At 61.2% G+C, this 24,559-nt stretch carries 17 protein-coding genes and 1 other RNA gene; 12 read left to right on the top strand and 6 right to left on the bottom strand.

Features of this window, described 5'->3' with window-relative positions; translation table 11 throughout:
- Nucleotides 1-5 precede the first annotated feature (5 nt).
- Nucleotides 6-1,466: a D-alanyl-D-alanine carboxypeptidase/D-alanyl-D-alanine endopeptidase gene (dacB, locus tag QRN41_RS10640; protein WP_034138945.1), complete on the bottom strand. Its 1,461-nt coding sequence runs from the start codon at nucleotides 1,464-1,466 to the stop codon at nucleotides 6-8.
- Between the two features lie 238 nt (nucleotides 1,467-1,704).
- Here dacB and QRN41_RS10635 point away from each other — a divergent pair, with 238 nt between their 5' ends.
- Nucleotides 1,705-2,049: a YggL 50S ribosome-binding family protein gene (locus QRN41_RS10635; protein ID WP_034099703.1), complete on the top strand. Its 345-nt coding sequence runs from the start codon at nucleotides 1,705-1,707 to the stop codon at nucleotides 2,047-2,049.
- A 54-nt stretch (nucleotides 2,050-2,103) separates the two neighbouring features.
- Here the strand turns inward: QRN41_RS10635 and QRN41_RS10630 are convergent, their stop codons facing one another.
- Nucleotides 2,104-3,294, bottom strand: a complete 1,191-nt coding sequence (locus QRN41_RS10630; protein WP_285421537.1) for a benzoate/H(+) symporter BenE family transporter — start codon at nucleotides 3,292-3,294, stop codon at nucleotides 2,104-2,106.
- 244 nt (nucleotides 3,295-3,538) lie between these two features.
- On the opposite strand from QRN41_RS10630, the gene QRN41_RS10625 reads away from it, so the two are divergent.
- The gene (locus QRN41_RS10625; protein WP_015885332.1) at nucleotides 3,539-4,303 is read left to right on the top strand and encodes a GntR family transcriptional regulator; all 765 of its coding nucleotides are present in this window, start codon (nucleotides 3,539-3,541) and stop codon (nucleotides 4,301-4,303) included.
- Nucleotides 4,304-4,441: 138 nt separating this feature from the next.
- Here QRN41_RS10625 and guaD read toward each other — a convergent pair whose 3' ends face one another.
- The 4 genes from guaD to xdhA all read right to left on the bottom strand — a co-directional run bounded on the left by guaD (nucleotide 4,442) and on the right by xdhA (nucleotide 10,555).
- Entirely contained in the window at nucleotides 4,442-5,746 is a 1,305-nt protein-coding gene (gene guaD / locus QRN41_RS10620; RefSeq protein WP_034138943.1) for a guanine deaminase, read from the bottom strand.
- A 7-nt stretch (nucleotides 5,747-5,753) separates the two neighbouring features.
- The gene (gene xdhC / locus QRN41_RS10615) at nucleotides 5,754-6,596 is read right to left on the bottom strand and encodes a xanthine dehydrogenase accessory protein XdhC (protein ID WP_040269108.1); all 843 of its coding nucleotides are present in this window, start codon (nucleotides 6,594-6,596) and stop codon (nucleotides 5,754-5,756) included.
- A gap of 118 nt (nucleotides 6,597-6,714) precedes the next feature.
- Nucleotides 6,715-9,114 carry a xanthine dehydrogenase molybdopterin binding subunit gene (gene xdhB, locus QRN41_RS10610; protein WP_285421536.1) on the bottom strand — a complete coding sequence of 800 codons (2,400 nt, stop codon included), beginning with the start codon at nucleotides 9,112-9,114 and terminating at the stop codon, nucleotides 6,715-6,717.
- Entirely contained in the window at nucleotides 9,107-10,555 is a 1,449-nt protein-coding gene (xdhA, locus tag QRN41_RS10605) for a xanthine dehydrogenase small subunit (protein WP_094065000.1), read from the bottom strand. Before xdhA ends, xdhB begins: the two co-directional genes overlap by 8 nt.
- A gap of 279 nt (nucleotides 10,556-10,834) precedes the next feature.
- Here xdhA and QRN41_RS10600 point away from each other — a divergent pair, with 279 nt between their 5' ends.
- From QRN41_RS10600 to QRN41_RS10555, 10 genes are all read left to right on the top strand, one after another.
- Complete coding sequence (locus QRN41_RS10600) at nucleotides 10,835-11,494, top strand: GntR family transcriptional regulator (protein WP_034114814.1); 660 nt, start codon at nucleotides 10,835-10,837, stop codon at nucleotides 11,492-11,494.
- 2 nt (nucleotides 11,495-11,496) lie between these two features.
- Nucleotides 11,497-14,985 carry a chromosome segregation protein SMC gene (smc, locus tag QRN41_RS10595; RefSeq protein ID WP_220698934.1) on the top strand — a complete coding sequence of 1,163 codons (3,489 nt, stop codon included), beginning with the start codon at nucleotides 11,497-11,499 and terminating at the stop codon, nucleotides 14,983-14,985.
- A gap of 291 nt (nucleotides 14,986-15,276) precedes the next feature.
- A complete protein-coding gene (gene zipA / locus QRN41_RS10590) occupies nucleotides 15,277-16,140 on the top strand; it encodes a cell division protein ZipA (RefSeq protein WP_034138939.1) in 864 nt (287 codons plus the stop codon).
- A gap of 86 nt (nucleotides 16,141-16,226) precedes the next feature.
- Nucleotides 16,227-18,593, top strand: a complete 2,367-nt coding sequence (gene ligA, locus QRN41_RS10585; RefSeq protein WP_285421535.1) for an NAD-dependent DNA ligase LigA — start codon at nucleotides 16,227-16,229, stop codon at nucleotides 18,591-18,593.
- A gap of 120 nt (nucleotides 18,594-18,713) precedes the next feature.
- Nucleotides 18,714-19,880 (top strand): zinc-binding metallopeptidase family protein, encoded by a 1,167-nt coding sequence (locus tag QRN41_RS10580; RefSeq protein WP_167416864.1) that lies wholly within the window; start codon nucleotides 18,714-18,716, stop codon nucleotides 19,878-19,880.
- 146 nt (nucleotides 19,881-20,026) lie between these two features.
- Nucleotides 20,027-20,123: signal recognition particle sRNA small type (ffs, locus tag QRN41_RS10575), an RNA gene on the top strand.
- Between the two features lie 174 nt (nucleotides 20,124-20,297).
- Complete coding sequence (locus QRN41_RS10570; RefSeq protein ID WP_094064997.1) at nucleotides 20,298-20,726, top strand: hypothetical protein; 429 nt, start codon at nucleotides 20,298-20,300, stop codon at nucleotides 20,724-20,726.
- A 59-nt stretch (nucleotides 20,727-20,785) separates the two neighbouring features.
- Nucleotides 20,786-22,747, top strand: a complete 1,962-nt coding sequence (locus tag QRN41_RS10565; RefSeq protein ID WP_285421534.1) for a P-loop NTPase family protein — start codon at nucleotides 20,786-20,788, stop codon at nucleotides 22,745-22,747.
- A 157-nt stretch (nucleotides 22,748-22,904) separates the two neighbouring features.
- Entirely contained in the window at nucleotides 22,905-23,951 is a 1,047-nt protein-coding gene (locus tag QRN41_RS10560) for an N-acetylmuramidase family protein (protein ID WP_034114803.1), read from the top strand.
- Between the two features lies 1 nt (nucleotide 23,952).
- Entirely contained in the window at nucleotides 23,953-24,549 is a 597-nt protein-coding gene (locus tag QRN41_RS10555) for a hypothetical protein (protein ID WP_034138934.1), read from the top strand.
- Nucleotides 24,550-24,559 lie beyond the last annotated feature (10 nt).

Below are 24,559 nucleotides of genomic sequence, written 5' to 3'. Positions count from 1 at the left end.
GGGTGCTAGAGCACCGGTGCCGCCGCCGTCAGTTTTGGCTGGCGATACAGATCCAGCAGCACCTGGTCGAGCACTGACGATGCGCCCCATGGCTTCGGATCGTTGAGGATCGCCACCACGACCCACGAATTGCCGTTGTTGTCGCGGCTGAAGCCGGCGATGGCGCGCACAGTGTTCAAGGTGCCGGTCTTGACGTGGGCTTCGCCGCGCATGGCGGTGGTCTTCAAGCGCTTACGCATGGTGCCGTCGGTGCCGGCGATGGGCATCGAGCTGATGTACTCCGCCGCGTAAGGGCTTCGCCACGCGGCTTGGAGCATGGCTGCCATCTCACGGGCGCTGACCCGTTCGGCGCGGGACAGGCCGGAGCCGTTCTCCATCACCAAGTGCGGCGCGGTGATGCCTTTTTTCGCCAGCCACTGACGCACCACGCGCTGCGCAGCCTTGGCATCGTCGCCGTCGGCATCGTTTCTGAATTGTGCGCCCAGGCTCAGGAACAACTGCTGGGCCATGGTGTTGTTACTGTATTTGTTGATGTCGCGGATGATTTCCGCCAGGTCCGGCGAGAATGCGCGCGCCAGGACCTTGGCATTCTTGGGCACCGGCGCCTGGATGTCGCGGCCCTGGATGCTGCCGCCCAGTTCCTTCCAGATCGCCCGCACCGCGCCGGCCGTGTAGGTGGCGTGGTCGAGCAGCGACAGGTACGTCTGTGAACTGCAGCCGTCGGCCAGTTGCCCGCTGACGGTCACCGTCACGCTGCCATCGGCGGCGGTCACCGGGTTGTAGCGCACATCGCCGGTGCATTGCTTGGCGTTGGAAACCTTGACCTGATTGTCGATACGAATGCTGGCAATCGGTGGCTCTACCGAAACGAGCACCCGTCCGCCATCGTTGCGCGTGACGAAACGCAGGGCCTTGAGGTTGACCAGCAGCGCATCGGGCTTGACCAGGAACGGCTTGTTCTCGTCATTGCCATCGTCGTTGAATTCCGGCAATTGCGGTGGGATGAAGAAGCCGCGATCCAGCACCAGATCGCCGGTGACTTGCTGCACACCGTTGGCGCGCAGATCGCGCATCAGCAGCCACAGCTTTTCCATGTTCAGCTTGGGGTCACCGCCGCCCTTGAGGTAGAGGTTGCCATGCAGCACGCCACCGTTGAGGGTGCCGTCGGTATAGAACTCGGTTTTCCACTGGTGGTTGGGGCCGAGCATTTCCAGGGCCGCATAGGTGGTGACCAGTTTCATGGTAGAGGCCGGGTTCACCGAAACGTCGGCGTTGAATACGGTGGGCGTGCCGGGGCCGTTGAGCGGCAGCATAACCAGGGACAACGCAGTATTTTGCAGTTTGGCTTTTTGCAGGGCCTGCGCAACGTTGGGCGGCAGGGTGGTGTTGATCGGAGCGGCGGTGACGGAAAAGGCCAGCGGCAGAAGAAACCCGGCAAGTAACAATGGACGCAAAGATTTGATCATAAAGAATAAGACCCTACTGCTGAGGAGGGTGAAAAAGGCGAGGGGTAAATAGGAAAAATCCCTCAATGGTCAAGAAAGTGTCGGCATTATGCCCCAAGGCATAGATACTTGTAGCTGAACGATAGCTGCTAATCCGCGTTTTTTTTCCAGGCAAAACGCCGCCTGTCCCAGAGAGTCGGGCAATCGCCGCCTTAAGCTGCTAAAGTGCCGGCCGTTATTACTTAAGAGGACTGTTCCAATGGCGACTAACCGTTCCCGGCGTCTGCGCAAAAAACTGTGCGTTGATGAATTTCAAGAGCTGGGTTTCGAACTGAACCTGGACTTCAAAGAAGGTTTGGACGATGAAGCGGTTGACGCTTTCCTCGAAGCATTCCTGACTGAAGCGATGGACGGCAATGGCCTGGACTACGTAGGCGGCGACGACTTCGGTCTGGTGTGCTCGGCCAAACGCGGTTCGGTCAGCGAAGAGCAGCGTGCAACCGTCGAGGCGTGGCTCAAGGCCCGCCCAGAGCTGACTCGCGTTGAAGTGAGCCCGCTGTTGGACGCATGGCACCCAGAGACGCCGATCAACCCGGTAGCCTGATGTGCTGAAACAGCGACCCGCCCGGGTCGCTGTTTCGTTTGGGGCTTTGAAAACTCAGGCCTTGCGCCCATTCAGAATCAACAGCGTCAACACCCCCGCCACGATCCCCCAGAACGCCGAGCCGATGGAAAACAACGTCAAGCCTGACGCGGTGACCATAAAGGTGATCAGCGCCGCTTCCCGTTCCTTGGGTTCATTCATGGCAATGCTCAAGCCGTTGATGATCGAGCCAAATAACGCCAACGCCGCAATCGACAGCACCAGCTCCTTGGGCAACGCTGCGAACAATGCCGCCAGTGTCGCGCCGAACACCCCGGCAATGCCGTAGAACACACCGCACCAAACCGCTGCTGTGTAACGCTTGTTACGGTCTTCGTGGGCGTGGGGGCCGGTGCAGATGGCCGCGCTGATCGCCGCCAGGTTGATGCCGTGGGAGCCGAACGGTGACAGCACCAACGAGGCCAGGCCGGTGGCGGTGATCAGCGGCGAGGCCGGCACGTCATAGCCATCGGCACGTAACACCGCCACGCCCGGCATGTTCTGCGAGGTCATCGCCACCACGAACAGCGGAATGCCGATGCTGATGGTGGCTGCCAGCGAGAAGTGCGGGGTGGTCCACACCGGCGTGGCGACTTCCAGATGAAACCCGCTGAAATCCAGCAACCCCATCGCGCCCGACAACAGGGTGCCGATGATCAGCGCGGCAAGCACGGCATAGCGCGGCGACATGCGCTTGATGATCAGGTAGGTGAAGAACATCCCCAGCACCAGGCCGGTGCGATGCTGCGCCGCGACGAAAATCTCACTGCCGATCTTGAATAGAATGCCAGCCAGTAACGCGGCCGCCAGCGACGCCGGAATGCGCTTGACCAGTTTTTCAAAGCTGCCGGTCAGCCCGCATAGCGTCACCAGCACCGCGCAGGTGATATAGGCGCCGATGGCTTCGCCGTAGGTGACACCGCCCAGGCTGGTGATCAACAGCGCCGCGCCGGGCGTGGACCAGGCTATGGTGATCGGCGTGCGGTAACGCAGGGACAAGCCAATGCTGCACACCGCCATGCCGATGGAAATCGCCCAAATCCATGAGGAGATCTGCGCCGTGGTCAAGCCCGCGGCTTGTCCGGCTTGGAACATCAGCACCAAGGAGCTGGTGTAGCCGGTCATCATGGCAATAAAACCGGCGACAACCGCCGAAGGGGAAGTGTCGGCCAGTGGGCGCAGGGGCGCTTGGGTGGCGTCAGTCATGAACGCTGTTCCTTTTTACCTGGGGTTTGCCGGTGAAGGCGCAGATTCAAGCCTAAACTCAAACGTAACGACGCATTGCAATACAGCCGACCGCGCAAACAGCCGTACAGTGTGTTGGCCCATTGGGTTGTGTACAATGTGCGCTGTTTTTAGCGGATACTTGCCAGCGACCCGCTGTTGCCGTATTACCGTAAAGTCGCCGTATCACCGATAATTCGCCGCCGTTCTCCAAACCCGAGTGCCCATGAACGAACAGTTGCAACCTCTCAAGAAACAACCGCGAGCCGGCAAGGCCGGTCGCAGCGGAACCCAGGACGATATTGTCTATGCGCATATCTTCGAGGCCATCCTTGAACAACGCCTGGCGCCTGGAACCAAGTTGAGTGAAGAGGCACTGGGGGAAATCTTCGGCGTGAGCCGCACCATCATTCGTCGCGCCCTGTCGCGCCTGGCCCATGAAGGCGTGGTATTGCTGCGGCCCAATCGCGGCGCGGTGGTGGCCAGCCCGAGCGTCGAAGAAGCGCGTCAGGTGTTCCTGGCCCGTCGCCTGGTAGAGCGGGCGATCACCGAGCTGGCCGTGCAGCACGCCACTGCCGAGCAACTGGCCGAGTTGCGCCAGATGGTCAACGACGAGCGCGACAGTTTTTCCCGTGGCGATCGCGGTGCCGGTATCCGCCTTTCCGGCGAGTTCCACCTCAAGCTGGCCGAAGCGGCAAAGAATGCACCGCTGATCAGCTTCCAGCGCAGCCTGGTGTCCCAGACCTCATTGATCATCGCTCAGTACGAAAGCGGTAACCGCTCCCACTGTTCCTACGATGAGCACACCCAGTTGATCGATGCCATCGAAGCTCGCGACGCGGCGTTGGCGGTGAACCTGATGATGCATCACATGGATCACATCGACAGCAAGCTCAACCTCGATGAAGAGAGCGCGTCGGATGATCTGCATGCGGTGTTCTCGCATCTGTTGCAGACCAAGAAGCCTGGGCGTTCCTCGATAAAGCTGTAATTTTCCTGGTTTGCCAAGGACAAAATGTGGGAGGGGGCTTGCCCCCGATAGCAGTGGAACAGTCACCTCATGCAGTGACTGACACTCTGTTATCGGGGGCAAGCCCCCTCCCACATTGGTTTTGTGCTGGTGCCAAGATCAGCGCTGGTGCACCCGTTGGCCGGCGGCATAGGTCTGCAGCACGGTGCGGTCATCTCCCAGGGTCATCAATACAAACAACGTTTCGTCGATGCTGTTCGACTGCTTCAGACGGTAGCTGAGCAGCGGTGTGGCGTTGTAGTCCAGCACCAGGAAGTCCGCATCCGTGCCCGGTTGCAACGTGCCGATCTTGTCTTCCAGGCGTAGCGCCCGCGCGCCGCCCAGGGTCGCCAGGTACAGCGATTTGAACGGGCTCAACCGCGCGCCTTGCAACTGCATGACTTTGTAGGCTTCGTTCAAGGTTTGCAGCAGCGAGAAACTGGTGCCGCCGCCCACATCGGTGCCCAGGCCAACGTTCAGTTTGTGCTTCTCGGCCATCGGCAAGTTGAACAGGCCGCTGCCCAGGAACAGGTTCGAGGTCGGGCAGAAGGCGACCGCCGAGCCGGTTTGCGCCAAGCGCGCGCATTCGTCGTCGCACAGGTGCACGCCGTGGGCAAACACCGAGCGCTCGCCCAGCAGCTTGTAATGGTCATACACGTCCAGGTAGCCGCTGCGCTCCGGGAACAACGCCTTCACCCACTGCACTTCCTGCAGGTTCTCGCTGATGTGGGTCTGCATATACAGATCCGGATATTCCCCCAGCAGCTGCCCGGCCAGTGTCAATTGCTCCGGCGTGCTGGTGGGGGCGAAGCGTGGCGTGACCGCATAGTGCAGCCGGCCTTTGCCATGCCAGCGCTCGATCAACATCTTACTGTCCTGATAACTGGACTCGGGCGTGTCGGTCAGATAGTCCGGCGCGTTGCGGTCCATCATCACCTTGCCAGCGATCATGCGCAGGTCGAGTTTCTGCGCCGCTTCGAAAAACGCGTTCACCGATTGCGGGTGCACACTGCCGAACACCAATGCGGTGGTGGTGCCGTTGCGCAGCAGTTCCTTGATGAAAATATCCGCCACTTGCTCGGCATGGGCCTTGTCGGCGAACTGGCTTTCGCAGGGGAAGGTGTACGTGTTGAGCCAATCCAGCAACTGTTCGCCATAAGCGCCGACCATCCCGGTTTGCGGCAGGTGGATATGGGTGTCGATCAGGCCGGGGGTGATCAGCGCGTCCTGGTAGTGGGTCACGTCAATATCGGCCGGCAGTGTCGGCAGCAATTCGCTGGCGTGCCCGAGGGCGCTGATCTGGCCGTTATCAATCACCAGCAGGCCGTCTTCGAAATACTCATAGGACGCTTCGATGCCCACCTCGGCGGGGTCGGCAATGCTGTGCAGGATGGCGGCGCGGTAGGCTTTGCGGGTCAAAGGCATGGTCTTCTCAATGGGTCGCTTGGCTGCGGCGTGACACCGGCAGCAGTTTGGCAATCGGTTCGGCGCTGGCGTTGTGCTGGCCGAAATTGGCGTTGTAAGTGGCGATGATTTCGCCCGCGATGGAAATGGCGATCTCCACCGGTAATTTGCCCTTCACCTCGGTGAGGCCCATGGGGCAGCGCATGCGTTGCAACTGGGCGGCGTCGAAGCCGCGATCACGCAGGCGGTGTTCGAACTTGACGCGTTTGGTCTGCGAGCCGATCAGGCCGAAGTAGGCGAAATCGTTGCGTTTGAGCAACGCGGCGCTCAGTTCCAGGTCGAGTGCGTGATTGTGGGTCATGACGATGCAGTAGCTGCCCACCGGCAAGTCGGCGATTTCGTCGACCGGTTCTTCGCTGACGATTTTACGCACGCCCTCGGGGATCTGTTGCGGAAACTCCTGCTCGCGCGAATCGATCCAGCGCACCCGGCACGGCAGGCTCGCCAGCAACGGCACCAGGGCGCGTCCCACATGGCCGGCGCCGAATACCGCAATCTGCGCCTGCACCTGGCCCATGGGTTCAAACAGCAGCACTGTGACGCCGCCGCAGCACTGGCCCAGGCTCGCGCCTAGGCTGAAGCGCTCCAGATGGGTGTTTTGCTGGCCACGGGCGAGCATCTCGCGGGCGATCTGCATCGCTTTGTATTCCAGGTGCCCACCGCCAATGGTGTCGAAGGTCTGCGATGCACTGATGACCATCTTGGAACCGGCATTGCGTGGCGTGGAGCCGAGTTCTTCAATGATGGTCACCAGGACGCAAGGTTCGCCCTGGTTCTGCAGGTCGGCGAGGGCGCTGATCCAATTGTTCATAGTCACCTCATAGTGGTGTCTGTCAGGCCGCTATCGGGGGCAAGCCCCCTCCCACATTTGAACGCATTCGCAGATCACTATGTGGGAGGGGGCTTGCCCCCGATGGCAGCACCTCGATCTAGAGCGAAGCCATCTCGGCTTCAGTCTCAACGGCTGTCGCCGCCTGCAACTTGCGCATCTGTTCGCAACCCCACAACACCCGCTCGGGTGTCGCCGGCGCGTCGATCTTCGGCTGATGGCGATAACCTCCAAGGCTCGCCACCGCATCCTTGATGGCGCACCACGAGGCAATGCCGAGCATGAACGGCGGTTCACCCACGGCCTTGGAGTGGAACACCGTGTCTTCCGGGTTCTTGCGGTTTTCCACCAGCTTCACCCGCAGGTCCAGGGGCATGTCGGCGACCGCCGGGATCTTGTAGCTGGCCGGGCCGTTGGTCATCAATTTGCCTTTGTCGTTCCACACCAGTTCCTCCATGGTCAGCCACCCCATGCCCTGGATGAAACCGCCCTCCACCTGGCCGATGTCGATGGCCGGGTTCAGCGAAGCGCCCACATCATGAAGGATGTCCGTGCGCAGCATCTTGTATTCGCCGGTCAGGGTATCGACGAGCACTTCGCAACACGCCGCGCCGAACGCGTAGTAATAGAACGGCCGGCCACGGGACTGGCTGCGGTCGTAAAAGATTTTCGGGGTCTTGTAGAACCCGGTGCTCGACAGCGAGACCTGGGCGAAGTATGCCTGCTGAATCAGCGCCTCGAAGGTCAGGATCTGCTCGCGCACCCGCACATGGCCATTGTGAAACTGCACATCCGCTTCACTGACGTCGTACTTGCGCGCAGCGAATTCCACCAGGCGCTGCTTGATGGTTTCGGCGGCATTTTGCGCGGCCTTGCCGTTCAGGTCGGCACCGCTGGAAGCGGCGGTCGGCGAAGTGTTGGGCACCTTGTCGGTGTTGGTGGCGGTGATCTGCACGCGGTCGATGCTGACCTGGAACACTTCGGCCACCACCTGGGCGACCTTGGTGTTCAGCCCCTGGCCCATCTCGGTGCCGCCATGGTTCAGGTGGATGCTGCCGTCGGTGTAGACATGGATCAGCGCGCCAGCCTGGTTGAGGAAACTGGCGGTAAACGAAATGCCGAATTTGACCGGGGTCAGCGCCAGGCCTTTTTTCAGGATCGGGCTATGGGCGTTGTAGCGACGAATGGCTTCGCGGCGTTCGGCATATTGGCTGCTGGCTTCCAGTTCGGCAGTCATCTCTTCGAGCATGTTGTGCTCGACGGTCTGGTAGTAGTGGGTGACGTTGCGCTCGGTCTTGCCATAGTAGTTGGCCTTGCGCACGGCCAGCGGGTCGAGCGCCAGATGGCGGGCGATGGCGTCCATCACTTCTTCGATGGCAACCATGCCTTGCGGGCCGCCGAACCCCCGGTAAGCGGTGTTGGACGCGGTGTTGGTCTTGCAGCGATGGCCGTTGACCGTGGCGTCGCCCAGGTAATACGAGTTGTCGGCGTGGAACATGGCGCGGTCGACAATCGAGTTCGACAGGTCCGGCGAGCAGCCGCAATTGCCGGCTAGCTCCAGATTGATGCCGTGCAGACGACCGGTGTCGTCGAAGCCCACGTCGTATTCGATATAGAAGGGGTGGCGCTTGCCGGTCATCAGCATGTCTTCGACCCGCGGCAGGCGCATCTTGGTCGGCTGGCCGGTCAGGTGGGCAATCACCGCGCACAGGCATGCCGGGCTGGCGGCCTGGGTCTCCTTGCCGCCGAAACCGCCGCCCATGCGACGCATGTCCACGACGATTTTATTCATCGAAACGTCCAACACTTCGGCCACCAGCTTCTGTACTTCGGTGGGGTTTTGCGTGGAGCAATAGACGATCATGCCGCCGTCTTCGGTGGGCATCACCGAGGAGATTTGGGTTTCCAGGTAGAAGTGCTCCTGGCCGCCGATATGCAGCGTGCCCTGAATGCGATGTTGAGCCGCGGCCAACGCGCCCGCCGAATCGCCACGCTGGTGGGTGTGGCTGTCGAGCACGAAGTGTTTATTGCGATAGGCCTCGACCACATCCAGCGCCGGTTCCAGGTCCTGGTATTCGATCACCGCCGCCATCGCCGCTTTACGCGCGGTCTCCAGGTCGCGGGCGGCGACAGCCAGCACCACCTGGCCGACGAACTGCACAGTGTCGATGGCCAGCAGTGGATCGCCAGGCAACAGCGGGCCGATATCTTTCAAACCTGGCACGTCTTCATGGGTGATGACGATGCGCACACCCTCGAAGGCGTAGCAGGGGGCGGTGTCGATGCTGAGGATGCGGGCGTGGGCGCGGTCGGACAGACGCGCGTACACATGCAACTGGTTGGGGAATTCCAGGCGGTCGTCGATGTACTGCGCCTCTCCCGATACGTGCTTGGCGGCGCTGTCATGCTTGACGCTGCGCCCGACTCCGCTGGTCAAGTCCTGGGCGAACAGTTCTGCCAGCTCGGCCTGGGTTTTTTCCACGGCGTGATGGTTAGACATAAGCGGTCACCCGAGTCTCGATATGCGGCGTTTGCAGCTCGATGAAATATTTGCGCAGCAGGTTCTGCGCGCTGAGCAGGCGGTATTCCTTGCTGGCGCGGAAGTCCGACAGCGGGGTGAAATCCTCGGCGAGGGCGGTGCAGGCTTGCTCGACCGTAGCGGCGTTCCAAGTCGCGCCCACCAGCACGGCCTCGCAGTGCCGCGCGCGTTTGGGGGTGGCGGCCATGCCACCGAAGGCCACGCGGGCGGCTTGGACCACACCGTTGTCGAGGGTCAGGTTGAAGGCGGCGCAGACCGCGGAAATATCGTCATCCAGGCGTTTGGAGACTTTGTAGGCACGGAACAGCGTATGGCCCTTGGGCACGATGATTTTCTCGATGAATTCGCTGTCCTGGCGCGCGGTCACGCGGTAATCGATGAAGTAGTCCTCCAGCGCCAGGGTGCGCCGGGTGTTGCCTTTGCACAACACGATCTGCGCGCCCAGGGCGATCAGCAGCGGCGGCGAATCGCCGATCGGCGAGGCGTTGCCGATATTGCCGCCCAGGGTGCCCTGGTTGCGGATCTGCAGGGAGGCGAAGCGGTGCAGCAGATCGCCGAAGTCCGGATACGCCTGGTGCAACGCGGCGTAGCAGTCGGAGAGCGGGGTGGCGGCGCCGATTTCCAGGCGGTCGTCGAACGACTCGATGCGCTTCATTTCTTCAATGTTGCCGACGTAGATCATCACCGGCAGCGTGCGGTGGAACTGGGTGACTTCCAGCGCCAGGTCGGTGCCGCCGGCCAGTAAGCGGGCTTGCGGATAGGCGTCGTAGAGGTCGGCCAGGTCGGCCACGGTCAGGGGCACCAGGCAGCGTTTATCGCCACTGTTAAGTTCGCCGGTCTGGGTCGGGGCGATGGCTTTAAGGCGTGCAATGGTCTGGGCTTGGCGGCTGTCGAACTGGTCTGCGGGCTTGTTGCAGCAGGCCTGTTCGGCGGCGGCGAGAATCGGCCGGTAGCCGGTGCAGCGGCACAGGTTGCCGGCCAGGGCCTCATGGGCCTTGGCGCTGTCGGGGGCGTCGCTGTTTTTTTGCAGGGCAAACAACGACATCACGAAACCGGGGGTGCAAAACCCGCATTGCGAGCCATGGCACTCGACCATCGCCTGTTGCACGCTGTGCAGTTGGCCTTGGTGCTTGAGGTCTTCGACGCTGATCAGTTGTTTGCCGTGCAATGACGAAACGAAGGTCAGGCACGAATTAAGGCTGCGATAGCGAATCTGCTCGACGCCCTGGGCATCGCTGTGCAGCTCGCCGACTACCACGGTGCAGGCACCGCAATCGCCGCTGGCGCAGCCTTCCTTGGTGCCGGATTTGCCCACATGCTCACGCAAATAGTTGAGCACGGTCAGGTTGGGGTCCAGGGCGTGCTCGCTACGGAGTTCCTGGTTGAGTAAAAACTGGATCACGGAAGGCCTCGCAGACTCATTATTGTTGTTAACCGCTGTGGGCCGAATCTAGTCATGTCTGACTTTTCGGTCAATTGTTTTCTGACCTAAGGGTCAAGAAAATGCGGTCACAACCCATTCAATTATGGTTCAGTCTTCTGGAACCGGCGTTTTTGGCGGCGTGTAGACAGGCAGAGCTGCTTATTTCATGCCAATTCGCGACAGTGGGCGTAGCGCCATCAGCGGGCCAATGCGCTACACTGCCGCGCTTGTACCGATAGACGATTTTGAAGGAAAACCATGACGTTCAAGGCGCCGGACAGTCTCGCCGAGCAGATCGCTCACCACCTCGCCGAACGTATCATTCGCGGCGATCTCAAGCCTGGGGAGCGCATCCAGGAACAGAAGGTCACGCTGGCACTCAATGTCAGCCGCGGCTCCGTGCGCGAAGCCTTGCTGATCCTTGAACGCCGGCACCTGATCGCGATCCTGCCGCGCCGTGGCGCCCACGTCACCGAACTCACCGCGCACAAGGTGCAAAGCCTGTGCACGTTGATGGGCGAGCTGTACATCCTGCTTGGCAATGCGGTGGCGCAGGGCTGGCAGACCCAGGCCGATATGGCGCCGTTCGTGCAGATCCAGCAGCGTCTGGTGAGCAATTTCGAACGTCAGGACATCCGCGCGTTCGTCGAAGAAAGCTTCAATGTGATGCGCGCCGCGTACCCCTTCGCTAACAACCCGTACCTGCAGGAAACCGTCGAAAACCTGCAACCGGCGATGAACCGCGCCTATTACCTGGCGCTGGACCAGCGCAAGGCCGAGATGAGCGAGTACCTGGCGCTGTTCGAGCAACTGCTCGCCGCCGTGCTGGCCCGTGACTTGCCGCAGATCCGCCAGGTGCTGTCGGCCTACGGTCAGCGCAGTTGCTCGCTGGTTATCGCAGCGTTGGCGGACGCCTAAACGTGCGGCTCAAGTGCATCAAACTGGCGGGGTTCAAATCCTTCGTCGACCCGACCACGGTGAACTTCCCCAGTAATATGGCGGCGGTGGTCGGGCCCAATGGTTGCGGCAAGTCGAACATCATCGACGCCGTCCGCTGGGTGATGGGCGAGAGCTCGGCCAAGAACCTGCGTGGCGAGTCGATGACCGACGTCATCTTCAACGGCTCCACCAGCCGCAAGCCAGTGAGCCAGGCCAGTATCGAGCTGGTGTTCGACAACTCCGACGGCACCCTGATCGGCGAATACGCGGCCTATGCGGAAATCTCCATCCGCCGCAAAGTCACGCGCGACAGCCAGAACAGTTATTTCCTCAACGGCACCAAGTGCCGCCGTCGCGACATTACCGATATTTTCCTCGGCACCGGCCTGGGCCCGCGCAGCTATTCGATCATCGAACAGGGCATGATCTCCAAGCTGATCGAAGCCAAGCCCGAGGACCTGCGCAACTTTATCGAGGAAGCGGCCGGCATCTCCAAGTACAAGGAACGCCGCCGCGAGACCGAAAACCGCATCCGCCGCACCCACGAAAACCTCGCCCGCCTGACTGACTTGCGCGAAGAGCTGGAGCGCCAGTTGGAGCGCCTGCACCGTCAGGCCCAGGCCGCCGAGAAGTATCAGGAGTACAAGGGCGAAGAGCGCCAGCTCAAGGCGCAATTGTCGGCCCTGCGCTGGCAAGCCTTGAACGATCAAGTGGGCCAGCGAGAAGCGATCATCGGCACCCAGGAAATCAGCTTCGAAGCGCTGGTGGCTGAGCAGCGCAACGCCGACGCCAGCATCGAACGCCTGCGCGACGGGCACCACGATCTGTCCGAGCGCTTCAATCTGGTGCAGGGCCGCTTCTATTCGGTGGGCGGCGATATCGCCCGGGTCGAGCAGAGCATCCAGCACGGCCAGCAGCGTCTGCGCCAATTGCAGGACGATCTGAAGGAAGCCGAGCGCGCGCGGCTGGAGACCGAATCCCACCTGGGCCACGACCGCACCTTGCTGCTGACCCTCGGCGAAGAGCTGGACATGCTCACCCCCGAGCAGGAGATCACCAGCGCCGCCGCCGAAGAAGCCGCCGCCGCCCTGGAAGAAGCCGAAACCACCATGCACGGCTGGCAGGAACAGTGGGATGCCTTCAACCTGCAATCGGCCGAACCGCGCCGCCAGGCCGAAGTGCAGCAGTCGCGCATCCAGCAACTGGAAACCAGCATGGAACGTCTGGCCGAGCGCCAGCGCCGCTTGCAGGAAGAGCGCGTGCTGCTCGCCGCCGACCCGGAAGACGCGGCGATCATGGCGCTCAGCGAGCAACTGGCCGAAAGCGAAATGACCCTGGAAGAACTCGAAGCCAGCGAAGAGCAGCAAGTCGAGCGCCTGGAGCAACTGCGCCAGCAACTGCAACAGGCGACCCAGGCCCAGCAGCAGGCTCAGGGCGACCTGCAACGGCTCAACGGGCGTTTGGCGTCCCTTGAAGCCTTGCAACAAGCCGCGCTGGACCCGGACACCGGCACGGCCGAGTGGCTGCGCGACCAACACCTGGCCGAGCGCCCGCGCCTGGCCGAAGGTTTGAAGGTCGACGCCGGTTGGGAGCTGGCCGTGGAAACCGTGTTAGGCGCCGACCTGCAAGCCGTGCTGGTGGACGATTTCGGCGGCTTCGACCTCGCCGGCTTTGCCCAGGGCGATCTGCGTTTGCTCAGCCCCGCCGCCGATGGCGCGCGGGTGCCGGGCAGCTTGCTGGATAAGGTCGAGGCCGCAATTGATCTGTCGCCGTGGCTGGGCCAGGTGCGGCCGGTGGAGTCCCTGGAGCAGGCCCTGGCCCAGCGCGGTCAACTGGCGGTCGGCGAAAGCCTGATCAGCCGCGACGGTTACTGGGTCGGCCGGCACTTTTTGCGCGTGCGTCGCGCCAGTGAAGCGCAAAGCGGCGTTCTGGCCCGTGGCCAGGAAATCGTCAATCTGAGCGCCGAGCGCGAAGAGCGCGAAGCCACCCTCGAACGCCTGGAAACCGAACTGCAAACCCTGCGCGCCACCCAGCGTCAGCAAGAGACCGGCCGCGAGCACCTGCGTCGCCTGTTGCAGGATGAGGCGCGCCAGCAAGGCGAACTCAAGGCGCAGCTATCGGCGAGCAAGGCCAAGGTCGAGCAACTGAGCCTGCGTCGCACCCGTCTCGACGAAGAAGTCGCCGAGATGGGCGAGCAACGCGCGCTGGAGCACGAACAAATCGGCGAAGCGCGCCTGCACTTGCAGGAAGCCCTCGACAGCATGGCTCAGGACACTGAGCAACGGGAACTGCTGCTGGCCCAGCGCGACAGCCTGCGCGAACGTCTCGACCGCGTGCGCCAGGAAGCGCGCCAGCACAAGGATCACGCCCATCAGTTGGCGGTGCGCCTGGGCTCGCTCAAGGCCCAGCACGCGTCCACGGCCCAGGCCCTTGAGCGCCTGGAGATGCAATCCGAGCGCCTGACCGAAAAGCGCGAACAACTGAGCCTGAATCTGGAAGAGGGCGAAGCGCCGCTGGAAGAGCTGCGCCTCAAGCTCGAAGAGTTGCTCGACAAGCGCATGACCGTCGACGAAGAACTCAAGACCGCACAGATCGCCCTGGAAGACGCCGACCGCGAACTGCGCGACGCGGAAAAACGCCGGACCCAGGCGGAACAGCAGTCCCAGTTGATTCGTGGCCAGCTCGAACAACAGCGCATGGAATGGCAAGCCCTGACCGTGCGCCGCAAAACCTTGCAGGACCAACTGCTCGAAGACGGCTACGACCTGCACGGCGTGCTCAATACCCTGACCGCCCAGGCCAACGAGAAAGACGCCGAAGAAGAACTCGAACGCATTGCCGCGCGGATTCAACGCCTCGGCGCGATCAACCTCGCGGCCATCGACGAATACCAGCAGCAATCCGAACGTAAGCGCTACCTGGACGCTCAGGACGCGGATCTGGTGGAAGCCCTCGACACCCTGGAAAACGTAATTCGCAAGATCGACAAGGAAACCCGCAACCGTTTCAAAGATACCTTTGATCAGATTAATGGCGGTTTACAGGCGTTATTCCCAAAAGTTTTCGGTGGCGGCAGCGCTTACTTGGAACTGACGGGCGAAGATCTACTCGATACAGGGGTGACGATCATGGCGCGCCCACCGGGTAAGAAGAACAGCACCATTCATTTGCTGTCCGGTGGGGAAAAAGCCCTGACCGCCTTGGCGTTGGTGTTTGCGATCTTCAAGCTGAACCCGGCGCCGTTCTGCATGCTCGATGAAGTGGATGCACCGCTCGATGATGCGAACGTTGGACGCTACGCGCGGTTGGTCAAAGAGATGTCCCAGACCGTGCAGTTCATCTATATCACCCACAACAAGATCGCCATGGAAATGGCTGATCAACTGATGGGGGTGACGATGCACGAGCCGGGTTGTTCGCGCTTGGTGGCGGTGGACGTGGAAGAGGCGATGGCCATGGTGGACGCCTGACGGCAAGCTTCAAGCGGTAAGTGAGTCAGCTTGAAGCTTGTCGCTCAGGGCCGTGACTCACAGTTGGCGTCTGCTGTAGGAGATTGCCTGCTACGCCTGAAAGCTGGCAATTCGACACATTTCGCGCCAACTGTGTAAAGTTATCTTTGGTCGTGCTAGTTTAATGTCAATTTTTCGTGTGCGTGGGCAAAACGTCAGTCAGAACATAGAGTTGGCGCCACGTTTTAAAGCGGTTTGCACGATGCTAAACCCCTTATTTTTCAGCATTTTTTATTAGAGGCACGGGATTACATGGAAATCGGTCTGCGCGAGTGGCTGATCGTCATCGGCATTATTGTCATTGCCGGTATTCTTTTTGATGGCTGGCGCCGCATGCGCGGTGGCAAGGGCAAGCTCAAATTCCGTCTGGACCGTAACCTGTCCAACCTGCCCGACGACGACGGCAGCGCCGAGCTGCTGGGGCCGCCCCGTGTGCTGGACACCCATAAAGAGCCGCAACTGGACGAGCACGACCTGCCGTCGATGAGCGCGCCGGTGCGTGAAGCCCGCGAGCCATCGTCCAAACGCGGCAAACGCAGTGGCGCAGCGGTTGCCGAACCCCATCAGGGTGACCTTAACCTCGACGTGGATGAAGGCCCGAGTTTCAGCAGCCGTGACGACGATTTCCCCGATGAGAACGCCGCCAAGAACGCGCCGCGCCAATCGGTCAACGATCAGCCGGCCGCCGAAGAAGTGCTGGTGATCAGCGTGATCTGCCGCGACGCCGCCGGTTTCAAAGGCCCTGCGCTGTTGCAGAACATTCTCGAAAGCGGCCTGCGGTTCGGCGAGATGGATATCTTCCACCGCCACGAAAGCATGGCGGGCAACGGCGAAGTGCTGTTCTCCATGGCCAATGCCGTCAAGCCAGGTACTTTCGATCTGGACGATATCGACCTATTCAGCACCCCTGCGGTGAGCTTCTTCCTCGGTCTGCCAGGTCCTCGTCACCCGAAACAAGCGTTCGATGTGATGGTGGCCGCAGCACGCAAGCTGTCCCAGGAACTCAACGGCGAGCTGAAGGACGACCAACGCAGCGTCCTGACCGCCCAGACCATCGAACACTACCGTCAGCGCATCGTCGAGTTCGAGCGTCGCGCCCTGACACAGAAACGCTGAGGATTGGCCTCAAGCGTTGTCGATAGAATAAGCGCACCACCATTTGAGCAGCTTCGGCTGCTCTTTTGCTTTATGAGAGAACACCCATGACCGCCGCCCATACCCGCATCCTCGAACTGCGCGCTGAACTGGATCAGCACAACTACCGGTATTACGTCCTCGACGAGCCGAGCATCCCGGACGCCGAATACGACCGGCTGTTCCACGAACTCAAGGCACTTGAAGACGAGCACCCGGAGCTGGTCACGCGGGATTCACCGACGCAGCGGGTCGGCGGCGCGGCGCTGTCGGCGTTCACCCAGGTCAAGCATGAGATTCCAATGCTCAGCCTGGGCAACGCCTTCGATGAAGCCAGCATGCTTGAGTTCGATCGTCGTGTTACTGAAGGTCTCGATCTGCCGGTGGGGGATCTGTTTGGCGGTGGCGCGGCGGTGGAGTACAGCTGCGAGCCGAAACTCGATGGCCTGGCGGTCAGCCTGTTGTATCAAGACGGCGAGCTGGTGCGCGGCGCCACCCGGGGCGACGGCACCACCGGCGAAGACATCAGCGTCAACGTGCGCACCGTGCGCAATATCCCCTTGAAGCTGCATGGCAGCGGCTGGCCGGCGACCCTGGAAGTGCGCGGCGAGGTATTTATGTCCAAGGCCGGGTTCGAGCGGCTTAACGCTTCGCAACTGGAGGTGGGCGGCAAGACCTTTGCCAACCCTCGCAATGCCGCTGCCGGTAGCCTGCGCCAGTTGGATTCGAAAATCACTGCCAGCCGCCCGCTGGAGTTCTGCTGCTACGGGATTGGTCAGGTCACGGCGGATATCAGCGACACCCATATCGGCAACCTCAAGCAGTTGCAGAAGTGGGGGCTGCCGATCAGTCACGATCTGAAGTTGGCCAAGGGGATTCAGGAGTGCCTCGATTACTACCGCGACATCGGCGAGCGACGTAACAGCCTGCCGTATGAAATCGACGGTGTGGTATTCAAGGTCAACAGCCTTGCCTCCCAGCGCGAGCTGGGCTTTCGCGCCCGTGAGCCGCGCTGGGCCATCGCCCACAAATTTCCGGCCATGGAAGAACTCACCGAACTGCTCGACGTGGAATTCCAAGTCGGCCGTACCGGCGCCGTGACTCCGGTGGCCCGCCTGAAACCGGTCAAGGTCGCGGGGGTGACCGTGTCCAACGCCACCTTGCACAACATGGACGAAGTGGCGCGCCTGGGCCTGATGATCGGCGACACCGTGATCATCCGCCGTGCCGGCGATGTGATCCCGCAGGTGGTCTCAGTGGTCACCGATCGCCGCCCGGAACATGCGCGTGCGGTGCAGATCCCTGAAAGCTGCCCGGTGTGCGGTTCCCATGTGGAACGCACGCAACTGGTCAAGCGCAGCAAGGGCAAGGAAACCGTCAGCGAAGGCGCGGTGTACCGTTGCGTCGGGCGCCTGGCCTGTGGCGCGCAGCTCAAGCAAGCGATCATCCACTTTGTGTCCCGTCGCGCCATGGATATCGACGGCTTGGGCGACAAAACCATCGAGCAATTGGTGGATGAACATCTCATCGCGTCACCGGCCGACCTGTACAAGCTCACATACGAGCAGATCATCGACCTGGAAGGCTTTGCCGATGTTTCCAGCAAAAAGCTGATCGCCGCCATCGAAAACAGCAAATCGCCGACCCTCGCGCGCTTTATCTACGCCCTGGGCATTCCCGATGTGGGCGAGGAGACCGCCAAGGTGTTGGCGCGCTCGCTGGCGTCCCTTGCGCGCGTGCAGCAGGCGCTGCCAGAGGTGCTGACGTACCTGCCGGATGTGGGCCTTGAGGTGGCGCATGAGATCCACAGTTTCTTTGAGGACAGCCATAACCAGCAGGTGATCGGCGCGTTGTTGTCACCGGACGAATGCGGCCTGCAATTGCAGGATCAGGGCGACCTGAGCGCGGAATTTGCCGCCAGTGCGACCCTGGGTGGGCTGCTTGACAAGCTCAATATCCCCAGCGTCGGCCCCGGCGCTGCGCAGAAATTGGCGGACAAGTTCGGCAGCCTTGACGGCGTAATCCAGGCCGACTGGCTGGACATGCGTCAGGCACTGCCGGAAAAGCAGGCCAAGGCCGTGCGCGACTTCTTCGATAATCCGCAGAACGCCCGCCGTGCACAGGCCATCGAGCAGCAGCTCAAGGATTTCGGCATGCACTGGCACAGCGCGAAGAAAGTCGTCGAAGGCTTGCCGGAAGCCGGTCACACCTGGGTGCTGACAGGCTCGTTGGAGCTGATGAGCCGCGATGTGGCCAAGGACAAACTGGAAAGCCTGGGCGCCAAGGTCGCCGGTTCCGTCTCGGCCAAGACCCACTGTGTGGTCGCTGGCCCTGGGGCTGGTTCAAAGCTGGCCAAGGCCACCGAACTGGGCCTGAAGGTGCTGGATGAAGAGGCGTTTGTTGCCTTTCTGGCCCAGCACAACGTGACTGTCTGATGGCGTGTGCCGGGCGCGGGCTTGTCGCGCGCCGGGCGGCGTTGCAACCCTTACAGCAGTGAAGTGGAACGATCCCAAGCCCTGAATGATCTAGTCTGGGTCACCTAGGGAGAGATCGCCATGTTCCGCTATTTCGAGCAACTCAGTTCGCGCATCGCCGCACCGTTCATGGCCGATACTTCGCGTAACAGCAAAGTCTGGCAATGCCGCTGCGGCCAGCCGCTGTTCTTTCGCAATAGCCAGTGTCTGGCTTGCGCGGCGCTGTTGGGGTACCAGCCGCAGCAGAGCCGCTTGGCGTCCCTACAGCCCGGGCCCGTTGCCGGAACGTGGCTGCAGGACGGCAATCTCGACGCCGGGGCCTTCCGTCGCTGCGCCAACCTTGACACCCCGGCGGCCTGCAACTGGCTGATCCCGGCCCACAGCACCGCGCCGCTGTGTGTGGCTTGCAGCCTCAATCGCACCATTCCCGACCTGTCCATCGTGGACAACCACGAACGCTGGCGCAAAGTGGAAACCGCCAAGCGTCGCCTGGTGGCGCAATTGATCAGCCTGGGCCTGCAGGTGGTGCCCAAGAGCGTCGACGAAGAGACCGGCCTGGCCTTCGACTTTATCGGTGTCGACCTGGAGGGCAACGCGCCCACCACCGGGCATGCCAACGGCCTGATCACCCTCGACATCAAGGAAGCCGACGACGCCCACCGCGAGAAAGTCCGCGTGCAGATGCACGAGCCTTACCGCACCTTGCTCGGTCATTTTCGCCATGAAGTCGGCCATTACTATTGGGATCGCCTGATCGCCGGCAGCCACTGGATCGAACCGTTTCGCCAACTGTTCGGTGACGAACGCGCCAGCTACGCCGAGGCCCTCGACCGGCATTATCAGCACGGCCCGCGGCCGGACTGGCAGGAAACCTGCGTCAGCGCCTACGCCACCATGCACCCCTGGGAAGACTGGGCGGAAACCTGGGCACATTACCTGCACATGATGGACGCCGTGGATACCGCCCTAGGCTTCGGCATGAGCGCGCGGGAGATGGACCTGGATTACCAGCCATTCCCCCTTGCCACCCTCTACGATCCCGCGCACCCCGGCGGTCCGGCGTTTCTGGCGTTCGTCAATGCGTGGATCGAACTGGCCGGCATGCTCAACGAACTGTCGCGCAGCATGGGCCAACCGGATTTCTACCCCTTCGTACTGCCACCGGCAGTGATCGCCAAACTGCACTTTATCCATCTGGTGATCCAGGAAGAGGGCGGCCGCGCGGACGAGGTGCTGCAAGCACAATGATTAACCATGTGGGAAGGGCGTGCTGACGGCCATGGCAAGTGCTTGAACCTCTTCATATTTTTAATCCGTCACCAACGGTTGTAACTTCCGATGAGATCGGTACAATGGCGCGGCTTGCCGAGAGGCCAGCGTCGTTATGGTGACCCCATCGGTCCCCCCGCAACGATTACCCGTTAACCTGGTCAGGCCCGGAAGGGAGCAGCCACAGCGGGAACATTGTGTGCCGGGGTGTGGCTGGTGGGGTTGCCTCCATAACGCTCTTCTTTAGTTGTTCATCCCAATATCCAAAAAAACTGTTTGCGAACCATCTGCCCTTGAGCAGTCCATGGTGGCATTGTCGCGACGGTCAAAAACTCACGCCAGCTCGGCAGTTTATCGGTGGCATACTTCATTGCCTGGCAACCGGAGGCAGCGCAAGTGGAAAAAGTTGACGACCTCACACGAGAAAAACTGCGGGAATGGCAGATGCGGCGTTTGGAGATCAAGGACCGTATCCAGGCACACCCGGAGCAGACCCTGGCGTTGTCGAAGGTGTTGGACCTGATGGACGAGGAGCACGCCGAGATTATGAGCGGTGCGCAGTTTGTCCGTACTGCCGAGCCGAGCCCTGGGCCGAGCGTCGATCAGCCTCCACCGATCGCCGCTACCTACCAGTTGCACTTGGACGTGTCCGCCCACAGCGCCGAAGACCTGCGGCGTTTGCTCGATATGGCCGTTCATGAACTGCAACGGCAGATTGAACTGGCCAGCGCCCCGGCCTCCACCGGGCCACGGCGTTACCCCGGTGGCATGGCGGGCTCTCTGGGTGGCTATCAATTCGAGGTGGGCGTCGGTCAGGATGCCTGACAGGCTTAACCGCTGAATCCATTTGACTGACCTCATTCGGCCTCTGGCCGCGAGGATGTATGCAACCGGAACACTTCGATTTATCCAGCCCCGTTTTCCTGCCGGTTACCGACGACACCTGCAGCGCCTTGCTCGGTGCCGACGGTGCCACGCACCTGGACACCCTGACAGACCTTGAGCTGGCGGCGGTGCTGGTCATTCAGAACCTGGCGCAGGCCGCGCCAGCGGACCTCAACGGTGCCGCCGCCGAGCGTGTGCTGGTCAAGTTGATCGGTTGGGCGCTGAACACGCCGACGTCCGGCACGGCGGCGTTGCTGTCCGAAGCGCGGCGGTTGTTCGATCCGCGCAAGCTGTACTTCGGCATCAATGCGCTCAAAAACCTCAACCTGCGTCTGTTACTGGCCGAAGAAGTCGCGGCGCGCGATTATCTGCTGCCCGACGGTCAGTGGGATGTGACCTACAAAGTCCGCCAACGGCGCGGCAACGATCCCTTCAGCCAGCAGATGATCACTCCCCGGCACCGCGAGCGTTGGCTCAGCCCGGCGCAGGACAAGCTGGTGCGTACCTTTCGCGCCAACCTCAATGAAGACCTGCATGTGCAAGGCTATGCCGGTATCGGCAAGAGCCACTTGCTGGGCGCGTTGCTGGAGTGTCTGCGCCCGGAAAAAACCCTGATCCTGGCGCGCACCGGAGCCAAATTAGCTACGTTGCGCGAGCGCATGGGGCTGACGCGGGACAGCAAGGCCGGTTCGACCTTCGCCGCGTTTGCCAAAGCGCTGTTGCAGAACGGGCGGCCAACCGCAGACAAAACACCGGCCAGGTTGCCCAGCAAGCAGGCGGTGGCCCAAGCCCTGGATATCCTGGGTTGGCGCGGCCACGATGGTCAGGCGACGTTGAATGTGTGCCTCAAGGTGCTTGAGAACTACTGCGACTCCAGCCATCACAGCCTCTCGGCCCGGCACTTTCCTCACTTCAAGCACGCCTTGTCCAGTCTGGATGCACAGGTCTTGCTGGAATACTCAAGCCGCGTGTGGACGTACCTGGAGCGCCATCCGCAGTGGGTCGTCCAGACCGAGTTCGCCACATTGTGGTTGATCAAGCGCGCCAGCCTGGAAGGCTGCGAAGTGCCGCCGCGGTTTACCCATGTGCTGATCGATGAAAGCCAGGACATCCCGGCCTCGTTGCTGCAGATCATCGAGCGCGGCCGTCAGGTGCTGATCACCCTGGGCGACGAATACCAGTTGGCCACCGGCGTGATGGTGCGGCGCAAGCGTGAGGTCCGGCACACCGATATCAGCTATTCGGTGCGTTCCGGCCGCAATGTCGAGCGCCTGGTCAACCCCTTGATCAGCGTGCATTCGCAGAAGAGCAAGGTTCCGTTTGAAGGCGCGCGGGACGCCGATGTCAGCATCGAACATTACCCCCAGGGCTTCGTGCCGCCGGAAGGCTGCGTAGTGTTGACCGCGTCCCCTTGGGACACGATGAAGTGGGCGATCCAGTTACAGCAGGCCCATTGCCCGTTCGCCTTGTTCGACAGCGCGGCGCAGCGCGATTTGGAGCGTTTTATGATCAGCGCCATTGCGTTGTTCAAACCGCAGTTCTACAGCACCGAGCACACCGACAAAGGCCCCCACGCCTATTTCAGCGACCTGGCCGACTGGCAGCAGGTGCGCGAGGCCGGGCAGTTCGACGAAGCGTTCCTGTGGGTCGAGCATGAGCTGGAAAAAGGCTTCAACGTGGCCGATGTCACCCGCCTGAACCGACTGGCCGGCGAGCCCGACAAACGCTGCCGGCTGATGCTGGCGCAAGAGGCCGGCGGCATGGAGTTCGACTGCGTGTTGCTCACCCCGGAATTGCTGAGCAACGTGAAATTCAAGGATGCGTATGCCTTCGATCAACGATTGTGCGAGGTGTACATCGCGATTTCACGGGCCAGGCGCCAGCTCTATCTGCCTTACGATGTGGTCGAGTGGATCGATTACCACAAGTATCAGAAGACCCGTGAAATTCATGGTTATTAAGGGATTTAGTTCGGTTGTCTCACAACTTTTGAGCGCCCCTCTGGACAACCTAAAACTGCCTTGCTAGTTTCCGCCAGCTGCATGTTTCAGAATATGACAACAGTAACGCATTGATATTGAAGTGATATCACTTCTTTAACTAACAAGGATGTCTCTGATGAAAAGCCTGCAAGGGTTGCCCCGTCTGATCAGTGCTTCGGTGGGTGCTCCCGGTAAAGCCCGCAATTTGCCCGCCGATGTGCAGTGCATCCAGTATTTATTCAATCTGATCATTCCAAAAATGGGCTTTCCCCTGCCGGAAAACGGCAAGTGCGACGGCCAGTTGGTGCAGTGCATCAGCCAGTATCAGTTTCGCCACCTCAAGTACGCCCATCCCGACGGCGTGATCGACCCCACCGGCCGTACGTTCAACAGTCTGATCGAAGAGGCCGTCAAGGTGCCGGTCAAGGCCTCTCCAACGCTGCGCATTCCAACCTTCCTGAATGCCTTCGGCAATAACCACGGCGATGCAGTGCAGGCTACGGTGAATGTGTACTTGGACCGCATGCGCGCGATGATCGAGGCGGAGCGCCGCAACCGGCAACTGATGTTGCAGCCCACCTGCGACGGTGGCATGACCCTCTCCGACACTGATTTCCAGAACGCCGCCACCCAGTTGGGCAACGGCATTTCGGTCAATATCATCAAGGCCTTCGCCACCGTGGAATCCGGCGGGCGTTCGGGGTTCGGGCCGGCCAAGTTGCCGGTGATCGCCTTCGAAGGGCACCTGTTTCGCAAGTACACCAAGCGCATCTACGACCAGGCCCACCCGCTGCTGTCTTACCCCTACGTGAAAAAGGCCGGGCCGCAGTGGCAGACCAACAACAAGGACCAGACCAAGGCCTGGGAAACCATGGCGACGGCATTTGCTCTGGATCAGGAAGCGGCCTTGATGTCGGCGTCCTGGGGCATGTTCCAGATCATGGGCTTCAACTTCGAATCGTGCGGTTACAAGACCGTGTTTGAATTCGCGGCCGCCTTGAAAGTGAATGCTGGCAACCAGCTCAAAGCCTTCCTGGGTTTCTGCAGCAAGAGCCCAGCGTTGATGAAAGCCATGAAGGCCAAGGATTTCACCGGCATGGCGCGTAATTACAACGGTGAGGACTACGGCAACTACGACGTCCTGATGAAGAAAGCCTACGAAAAACTTGAAGGGAAAAAATAGGATGACGCGTTTTCTGACGATGGGTGTGTTGTCGTTGTGCTTTGCAGTGCCGGCATTGGCCGCCAGCAGCGCTTTGCATTCGGGCAAGTATGAAGGCCTGATGCTGGCGGTCACGCCGCAGCAGCAGGTCGAAGGCTACTACGCCGAAGAGATGGGCGAGGGCGTCACCCGCGGCTGCACGTTTTACCTGCAGGGTAAACCGGGCGCGCTGACCACTTGGGGCCAGGAAGCTTATCCCGGCAGCATCGCAGCGTCTGGCGATGGCGTGACCCTGACCGTGGAACAAGGCCGCCAGCACCCCGGTTGCCTGAACGTGTTGATGCCGGAAATCGCCACCGGCCTGGACCTGAGCCAGACCGCCAGCAAAAACTGGATCGGCCTGGTCACGGTGTCCGCCGACAAGGCTTACTTGCAGAAAACCCCAGGTGCCAAGGTCGCCAAGCGCCCGTATATCGTGAAGCGAGACGTGGTCGGTGTGCTGGCGTACAAGGACGGCTGGGCCCAGGTCGAGTTCGTCAACGCCGAAGGCCGCTCGTTCATTGGTTGGATCAGCCAGGACCAGTACAGCCGTCTGGCTGCGCCCACCGCGCAAAACTGAGCCACAAAAA

Origin of the sequence: Pseudomonas sp. efr-133-TYG-23 (assembly GCF_030209215.1) — a bacterium.
Taxonomy (GTDB): Bacteria; Pseudomonadota; Gammaproteobacteria; order Pseudomonadales; family Pseudomonadaceae; genus Aquipseudomonas; species Aquipseudomonas rhodesiae.
The sequence above is the reverse complement of the archived record's forward strand: the minus strand, read 5'-3'. Positions and strand labels throughout refer to the sequence as shown.